The sequence below is a fragment of the Albidovulum sp. genome (genome assembly GCF_008933605.1).
Taxonomy (GTDB): domain Bacteria; phylum Pseudomonadota; class Alphaproteobacteria; order Rhodobacterales; family Rhodobacteraceae; genus Albidovulum.
In genome coordinates this window covers 1-7,126 of sequence record NZ_WBUS01000161.1, presented here as the reverse complement: position 1 = coordinate 7,126, position 7,126 = coordinate 1, and the positions used below count along the sequence as shown (strand labels likewise).

5 protein-coding genes and 2 pseudogenes are annotated in these 7,126 nt (G+C 67.5%); 1 reads left to right on the top strand and 6 read right to left on the bottom strand.

The genetic code is table 11. From position 1 onward, the window contains the following. A pseudogene (locus F9K34_RS15870) lies at positions 1-281 on the top strand (hypothetical protein); the annotation flags it as partial. 69 nt (positions 282-350) lie between these two features. Here F9K34_RS15870 and F9K34_RS15865 read toward each other — a convergent pair. The 6 genes and pseudogenes from F9K34_RS15865 to F9K34_RS15840 all read right to left on the bottom strand — a co-directional run. Continuing rightward, positions 351-2,033: a ribonuclease J gene (locus F9K34_RS15865; protein ID WP_291338095.1), complete on the bottom strand. Its 1,683-nt coding sequence runs from the start codon at positions 2,031-2,033 to the stop codon at positions 351-353. Continuing rightward, positions 2,030-2,809 carry a type III pantothenate kinase gene (locus F9K34_RS15860; RefSeq protein WP_291338094.1) on the bottom strand — a complete coding sequence of 260 codons (780 nt, stop codon included), beginning with the start codon at positions 2,807-2,809 and terminating at the stop codon, positions 2,030-2,032. Before F9K34_RS15860 ends, F9K34_RS15865 begins: the two co-directional genes overlap by 4 nt. Positions 2,810-2,821: 12 nt before the next feature. Next, on the bottom strand, positions 2,822-3,595 hold the full coding sequence (locus F9K34_RS15855) for a biotin--[acetyl-CoA-carboxylase] ligase (protein ID WP_291338093.1): 774 nt from the start codon (positions 3,593-3,595) through the stop codon (positions 2,822-2,824). Then, entirely contained in the window at positions 3,585-5,024 is a 1,440-nt protein-coding gene (nuoN, locus tag F9K34_RS15850) for an NADH-quinone oxidoreductase subunit NuoN (protein WP_291338092.1), read from the bottom strand. Before nuoN ends, F9K34_RS15855 begins: the two co-directional genes overlap by 11 nt. A 14-nt stretch (positions 5,025-5,038) precedes the next feature. Continuing rightward, a complete protein-coding gene (locus F9K34_RS15845; RefSeq protein WP_291338091.1) occupies positions 5,039-6,577 on the bottom strand; it encodes an NADH-quinone oxidoreductase subunit M in 1,539 nt (512 codons plus the stop codon). Next, positions 6,577-7,126: pseudogene (locus F9K34_RS15840) on the bottom strand (NADH-quinone oxidoreductase subunit L); the annotation flags it as partial. The pseudogene F9K34_RS15840 and the gene F9K34_RS15845, both read right to left, overlap by 1 nt.

Sequence of the window (7,126 nt, the reverse complement as noted above, 5' to 3'; positions counted from 1 at the left end):
CGGTCAAGCCGCATGGGCAGGAAGCCTCGCTCGCGCCGCTCGACGTGCCCGCCCCGCGCATCGAGCCTGCGCCGGAAAGGCCCGCACGTGTCACCGAGGACCACCCGCGGCACGAGCGCACGACCGAACCGAGGCCGAAGCGCGAGCGCGGTCCTGACCGCGACCGGCGCGGCAGCCGGGGTGAGGGCCGCGGTGACCGCGACCAGGGCGCGCCGGTCGTCGGCATGGGCGACCACGTGCCCGATTTTCTCCTGCGCGGATTCAAGCCGGAAAAGGTCTGACCTTACTCCGGGGAGTGCGATCAGCGGAGAAGGGACCGGGCGGCCGCCCCGTCGGTTCGCGGCCGCCGGTCACTCGGCGACTAGGCGGCTTGTGACAACCGTCACCTCCGGCTTCTTGCCGATCTCTTCCACGGCCACCTGCCGCACGATCTTGCGGATCGCCTCCTCGACCTTGTCGTCGTCCTTCAGGACGCGATCGCCCGCGCTGTCGAGGAACTCGTTGAGCTCGCGCTCCACCGCCTCGGCCACCGGCGCGCCAGAGCGGGCCCTCTCGGCAAGGCCCATCGTCTCCACCCAGGCCTCGCCGAGCGGCTGGTCGTCCTCGTCGAGGATCACCGTGACCAGCACATGCCCGTTCAGCGCCATTCGGATGCGGTCGCGCACGACGCCGTCCATCGCCCCGATGAGCACGCTGCCGTCGAGGTAGGTCCGCCCCGCCTCCACATACTCGACCACGTCCGGCTCGTCCCCGGTCAGGTCCACCATGGTGCCGTTGACCGCAAGCTCGGCCGAGATCCCCTTGGCCAGGCCGATCTGGCAATGTTCGCGCAGGTGCCGGTGCTCGCCGTGCATGGGCAAGAGGATCTTCGGCCGCAGGAGTTCGTGCACCGCTTCCAGATCCGGGCGGTTGGCGTGGCCCGAGACGTGGTAGAGCCCGCCACGGTCGTCGATCACGTCCACGCCCATCTCCGAATAGGCGTTCATCACCCGGATCACGTCGCGCTCATTGCCGGGGATGGTCTTCGAGGAGAAAAGGAACGTGTCCCCCTCCTTCATCTCAAGCCCGAGATACTTGCCGCGGGCAAGCTGGGCAGAAGCCGCGCGGCGCTCGCCCTGGCTTCCGGTGACGATCAGCATGAGGCTCTGGCGCGGCACGTCGACCGCCTCCTCGGGCTGGATGATCGGCGGGAAGTCGGTCAGGATGCCGGTTTCCACCGCCGCGGTGATCATCCGCTTCATCGCGCGGCCGAGAAGGCAGATCGACCGCCCCGCGTCGCGCCCCGCCTCGGCCAGCGTCTTCAGCCGCGCGATGTTGGAGGCGAAGGTGGTGGCGACGACCATGCCGCGCTGCGCGGCGATGAGTTCGGACAGCGGCTTGGCGAGCGAGGCCTCGGACCGTCCCGGATGCGGCGAGAAGACGTTGGTGGAATCGCAGGTCAGAACCTTGACCCCCTTCCCCTCCTTGGCGATGCGGTGCCATTCCTCGGGGTCGAAGGGCTCGCCCACCACCGGCGTCCCGTCGAGCTTGAAGTCGGCCGAATGGACGATCCGCCCGGCCGGGGTGTCGATGACGAGCGAGGCGCTTTCGGGGATCGAGTGGCTGACCGGCACGAACTGCACCCGGAACGGCCCCGCCTGCACCACCTCGGGCCGCGGCTTGACCACGCGGATGACGTCGAGAGGCTGCCCCTGCTCTTCCATCTTCAGGGTCGCGATGGCGGCGGTGAAGGGCCGCGCGTAGACCGGCGCCTTGATCCTCGGCCAGAGGTGGCCGAGCGCGCCGACATGATCCTCGTGCGCATGGGTGATGAAGATCGCCTCCACCCGGCTTGAGTTCTCGGCCAGCCAGGTGATGTCGGGCATGATCAGGTCGACGCCCGGCGTCTCGTCCATGTTCGGGAAGGTCACGCCGAGGTCGACGACGATCAGCCGCTCCGCCCCCTCGGGTCCGTAGCCGAAGACGTAACAGTTCATGCCGATTTCGCCGGCGCCGCCGAGCGGAAGGTAGATCAGGCGGTCCTTCTTGGTCATCCGGTCGCAAGTCCCTTGTTGTAGCGGTGGATGAGCACGAGCCCATGCATGGTCAGGTCGTCCTCGACGCTGTCGAATATTTCGGTGCCCTGGCCGAAGAGCGGCGCGAGGCCGCCGGTGGCGATCACCCGCATCGGCCGCTCGCGTTCCATCCGGATCTGGCGGACAATCCCTTCGACAAGCCCTACATATCCCCAGTAGATGCCGGACTGCATGCAGGCAACCGTATTCGTCCCGATGACCTTCTGCGGTTTCGTGACATCCACATGTGGCAGGGCCGCAGCGGCCATATGCAGCGCCTCGAGGCTGAGGTTCACGCCCGGGGCGATGACCCCGCCGATATAGGCGCCGTCTTTGTCGGCCACGTCGAAGGTCGTCGCCGTGCCGAAATCGACGATGATGAGGTCCCCGCCGTGGCGGTCGAAGCCCGCGACGACGTTGACGAGGCGGTCGGGGCCGACGGTCGTGCCCTGATCGACCCGCGGGGCGACGGGCAAGGCGCATTCCGGCTTGCCGACGACGAGCGGGCGGCAGTTGAAGTAGCGGTCGCAGAGGACGCGGAGGTTGAAGACCACCCGCGGCACGGTCGAGGAGATGACGACGTCGTCGATCTCCACCGGCACCTTGTGATGCTCCATGAGGGTGGAGAACCAGACGAAATACTGGTCCGCCGTGCGCTGGTGCTCGGTCGAGGTCCTGAGCGTGCAGCGGAAGCTCTCGCCGTCCCAGACGGAAAAGACGGTGTTGGTGTTGCCGCAGTCGATGCAGAGGAGCATGGGGTCCCTCCCTCAGAAAAAGACGTCCGCCGCCGGGATGGTGCGCCGCCCGCCGCCGGTGCGGAGGACGAGCGCGCCGCTCTCGTCGATGGTCTCGAACATGCCCTCGATCGTCTCGGCCATGGTCCGCGCCGTGAGCTGCTGGCCGAGCCGCGCGGCGCGGGCGAGCCAGGCCGCGCGGATCGGGGCGAAGCCCCAGGTGGCGAGCTGTGCATCCCAGCGGGCGAAGGCGGGGGCGATGAGGTCCAGAAGCGCCTCCGGCGCGAGCCGGACGCCGGTCTCTCCCATCACCGACACGGGCCGCGTGCTGCCGGCCTCCACTGAATCGGGCGGCGGCGCGGCGACGAGGTTGACGCCGATGCCGACTGCCAGGTGGCTCACGGCGCCCCCCTGCCCCGCGCTTTCGAGGAGGATCCCCGCCACCTTGCCGCCATTCAGAAGCACGTCGTTCGGCCACTTCAGGGCGAGGGTCGCCCCCGGCCCGACCGCCTGGCCCAGCGCCTCGGCCAGCGCAAGGGCCGCAACGAAGCTACGCTGGGCGGCCGAGACCGGATCGCCCGCGGGCCGCATCACGAGGGTGGCGAAGAAGTTTCCCTCGGGCGAGATCCAGGCCCGGCCGCGCCGCCCGCGCGCCGCCGTCTGGCGCCGGGCGAGGATCCAGGCCGGCTGCGTCAGGTGCGGCGCAAGCCGCTGCGCCTCGGAGTTGGTGCTGTCCACCTCGGCGAGGACATGGCGCGCCACGCCCTCGGGCCAGACCGGACCGCCATCCGTCCGCTCAGCGGACAAGAACTTCGGCCGCCAGAGCCGCGGCGCCCTCGATGCCGAGAAGGTTCACGACGCCCGCCACCATGACGATGGCCGAGGCCATGAGCAGGATCCACTGCGCCGGCACCATCCGCGTCTCCAGCCCCTCGGCCTCGGTGCCGAAGTACATGTAGTAGACGATGCGCAGGTAGTAGAAGGCGCCGATCACCGAGGCGACCGCCCCGGCGACGGCCAGCAGCACCATGTCCGCGTTCACGGCGGCAAGCAGCACGCCGTACTTCGCGAAGAATCCCAGCATCGGCGGCACGCCCGCGAGCGAGAAGAGAAGCACGAGCATGGCGAGCGCCTTGATCGGCTCCTTCCTGGCATAGAGGTTCAGCGTGTCGATGTCGGTCGCCGGGGCGCCGTCCTTCTCCATCGAGAGGATGAAGGCGAAGGTGCCGACGTTCATCGCCACATAGACCGCCATGTAGATCAGCATCGCCTTCACGCCCGCCTCGGTTCCCGCGGCGAGGCCCATCAGCGCGAAGCCCATGTGGGCGATCGAGGAATAGGCCATCAGCCGCTTGATGTTCCGCTGCCCGATTGCGGCGATCGCGCCGACGAACATCGACAGGGCCGCGATGACCGCGATGACCTGGCTCCAGTCCGCGACGGCCGCGCCGAAGGCGTCGAACACCAGCCGCGCGAAGAGCGCCATCGCGGCCATCTTGGGAGCGGTGGCGAAGAAGGCGGTGACCGGCGTCGGCGAGCCTTCGTAGACGTCCGGCGTCCACATGTGGAAGGGCACGGCCGAGACCTTGAAGGCAAGCCCGGTGATCATCAGCACGAGGCCGAAGAGAAGCCCGACCGACACGTGCCCGCCCTGGATCGTCTCGATGATCCCGGCGAAGAGCGTGGTGCCGGTGAAGCCATAGGTCAGCGAGGCGCCGTAGAGCAGGAGCCCCGAGGAGAGCGAGCCGAGCACGAAGTACTTCAGCCCGGCTTCCGTCGATTTCACGCTCTCGCGGCGGAAGGCGGCGAGGATATAGAGCGAGAGCGACTGAAGCTCGAGCCCCATGTAGAGCGACATGAGGTCGCCGGCCGAAACCATGATCATCATGCCGGCGACGGCAAGCGCCACGACGAGCGGGAACTCGAACCGGGCGAGGCCGCGCCGCGCCATGTAATCCGCGCTCATGGCGAGGACGGCAGCCGCGCCGAGAAGCACGGTCACCTTGGCAAAGCGCGCGAAGGGGTCGTCCACGAACATGCCGCCGAACGCCGTCACCGCGTCCGGCGCCGAAAGCCCGATCCACGCGGCAAGGCCGGTGAAGACCGCGACGGTGGCCCAGGTGAGCGTGCCGGCCAATTCGTCCTTGCCAGTGTAGACCGCACCGAGAAGCGCGGCCATGGCGTAGAGGACCAGGACCACTTCGGGAAGGATGGCGGAGAAATCGGCGGAGATCATCGCGGGTCGATCCTTCAGTGGCTGGCCAGCTGCACGCCGGTGTCGGCGGGCACGGCGGCTTGGTATTCGGTGACGAGCGCCGCGACCGAGGGGCCGGTCACGTCGGTCACGAGGCTCGGGTAGACGCCGAGGAGCAGGGTCATCGCGACGAGCGGCGCGAAGATCGCCTTTTCCCGCGCGCTCATGTCCGAGATGGTCTTCAGGCTTTCCTTGATGAGGTCGCCGAAGACCACCCGGCGGTAGAGCCAGAGCGCATAGGCCGCGCTGAGGATGACACCCGTCGCGGCGACGGCGGCAACCCAGGTGTTGACCTGGAAGATTCCCATGAGCGTCAGGAACTCGCCGACGAAGCCGGAGGTCCCCGGTAGGCCGACGTTGGCCATGGTGAAGAACATGAAGATCAGCGCGTAGGCTGGCATGCGGTTGACGAGCCCGCCATAGGCGTCGATCTCGCGCGTGTGCATCCGGTCGTAGATCACGCCGACGCAGAGGAAGAGCGCGCCCGAGATGAAGCCGTGGCTCAGCATCTGGAAGATCGCGCCGTCAAGTCCCTGCTGGTTCGCGGCGAAGATGCCCATCGTCACGTAGCCCATGTGCGCGACCGAAGAGTAGGCGATGAGCTTCTTCATGTCCGACTGCGCCAGCGCCACCAGCGAGGTGTAGACGATGGCGATGGCCGACATCCAGAAGATGAGCCCGGCGAGGAGGTCGGAGGCGATCGGGAACATCGGCAGCGAGAAGCGCAGGAAACCGTAGCCCCCCATCTTCAGGAGGATCGCTGCCAGCACGACCGACCCCGCCGTCGGCGCCTGCACATGGGCGTCGGGGAGCCAGGTGTGAACCGGCCACATCGGCATCTTCACCGCGAAGGAGGCGAAGAACGCGAGCCAGAGGAGCGTCTGCATCCCGCCGACGATGTGGAAGCCGAAGAGGTTCAGCGTCTCGGAGGAGAACTGGTGGTTCAGAAGCGCCGGGATGTCGGTCGTGCCCGCGTCCACATACATCGCGATCATCGCGACAAGCATCAGGACCGAGCCGAGGAAGGTGTAGAGGAAGAACTTGAAGGCCGCGTAGATCCGTTCCTTGCCGCCCCAGATGCCGATGATCAGGAACATCGGGATCAGCCCAGCCTCGAAGAAAAGGTAGAAGAGCACGAGGTCGAGCGCCACGAAGACGCCGATCATCAGCCCCTCGAGGACGAGGAAGGCGACCATGTATTCCTTCACCCGCGCCGAGACCTCCCAGCAGGAGAGGATCGTGATCGGCATCAGGAACGTGGTCAGCAGGACGAAGAGCACGGAGATCCCGTCGACGCCCACCTTGTACTTGAGCCCCATGATCCAGTCCCGCTCTTCCACGAACTGGAAGCCGGTGTCGGCGGGGTCGAAGCCCGAGAGGAGGAAGAGCGAGACGAGGAAGGTGACCGTGGTCGCGATGAGCGCGAGCCACTTCGCATTCGCCTGCGCGGCCGGATCGTCGCCCTTGAGGAAGAGCGCGAGGATCGCCGCCGCGACGAGGGGCAGGAAGGTGATGATGGAAAGCAGGTTTTCCATTAGTGCGCGCCCCCAGAGATCGTCATCCAGGTCAGGAGCACGGCGATGCCGATGACCATGGCGAAGGCATAGGTGAAGATGTAGCCCGACTGGGCCCGGCTCAGGATCCGCGTCAGCGTCGGGATGAAGCCCATCGCCACGCCGTTGATCGTGCCGTCGATGACCTCGCCGTCGCCCTTCTTCCACAGGAAGGCACCGAGCCACTTGGCCGGGCGGACGAAGATCGCGTCGTAGATCTCGTCGAAGTACCATTTGTTAAGAAGGAAGCGGTAGAGGATCGGCTGCTGGGCGGCGAGACGGCCGGGGATCGACGGATCCCTGATGTAGAAGACCCAGGCGGTGACGAAGCCGATCAGCATGGCGACGAAGGGCGACACCTTGACCCAGGCCGGGGCATGGTGGGCGTCGTCCAGAACCGTGTTGGACGCCTCGGACATGGAGATGGCGCCCTGCGGGGCATGGCCCTCGGCCGCGACCGCGTGGCCTTCGGCCGCGGGGGCGGCTTCGGTCGTGGCCGCGTGGCCGTCGGCCGCCGGGGCGGCCTCGATC

What these genes read in the sequence shown, in the direction of transcription:
- nuoN (WP_291338092.1), bottom strand. Translation starts at nt 5,024, where the DNA reads ATGATCTCCGCCGATTTCTCCGCCATCCTTCCCGAAGTGGTCCTGGTC.
- F9K34_RS15865 (WP_291338095.1), bottom strand. Translation starts at nt 2,033, where the DNA reads ATGACCAAGAAGGACCGCCTGATCTACCTTCCGCTCGGCGGCGCCGGC.
- F9K34_RS15845 (WP_291338091.1), bottom strand. Translation starts at nt 6,577, where the DNA reads ATGGAAAACCTGCTTTCCATCATCACCTTCCTGCCCCTCGTCGCGGCG.
- F9K34_RS15860 (WP_291338094.1), bottom strand. Translation starts at nt 2,809, where the DNA reads ATGCTCCTCTGCATCGACTGCGGCAACACCAACACCGTCTTTTCCGTC.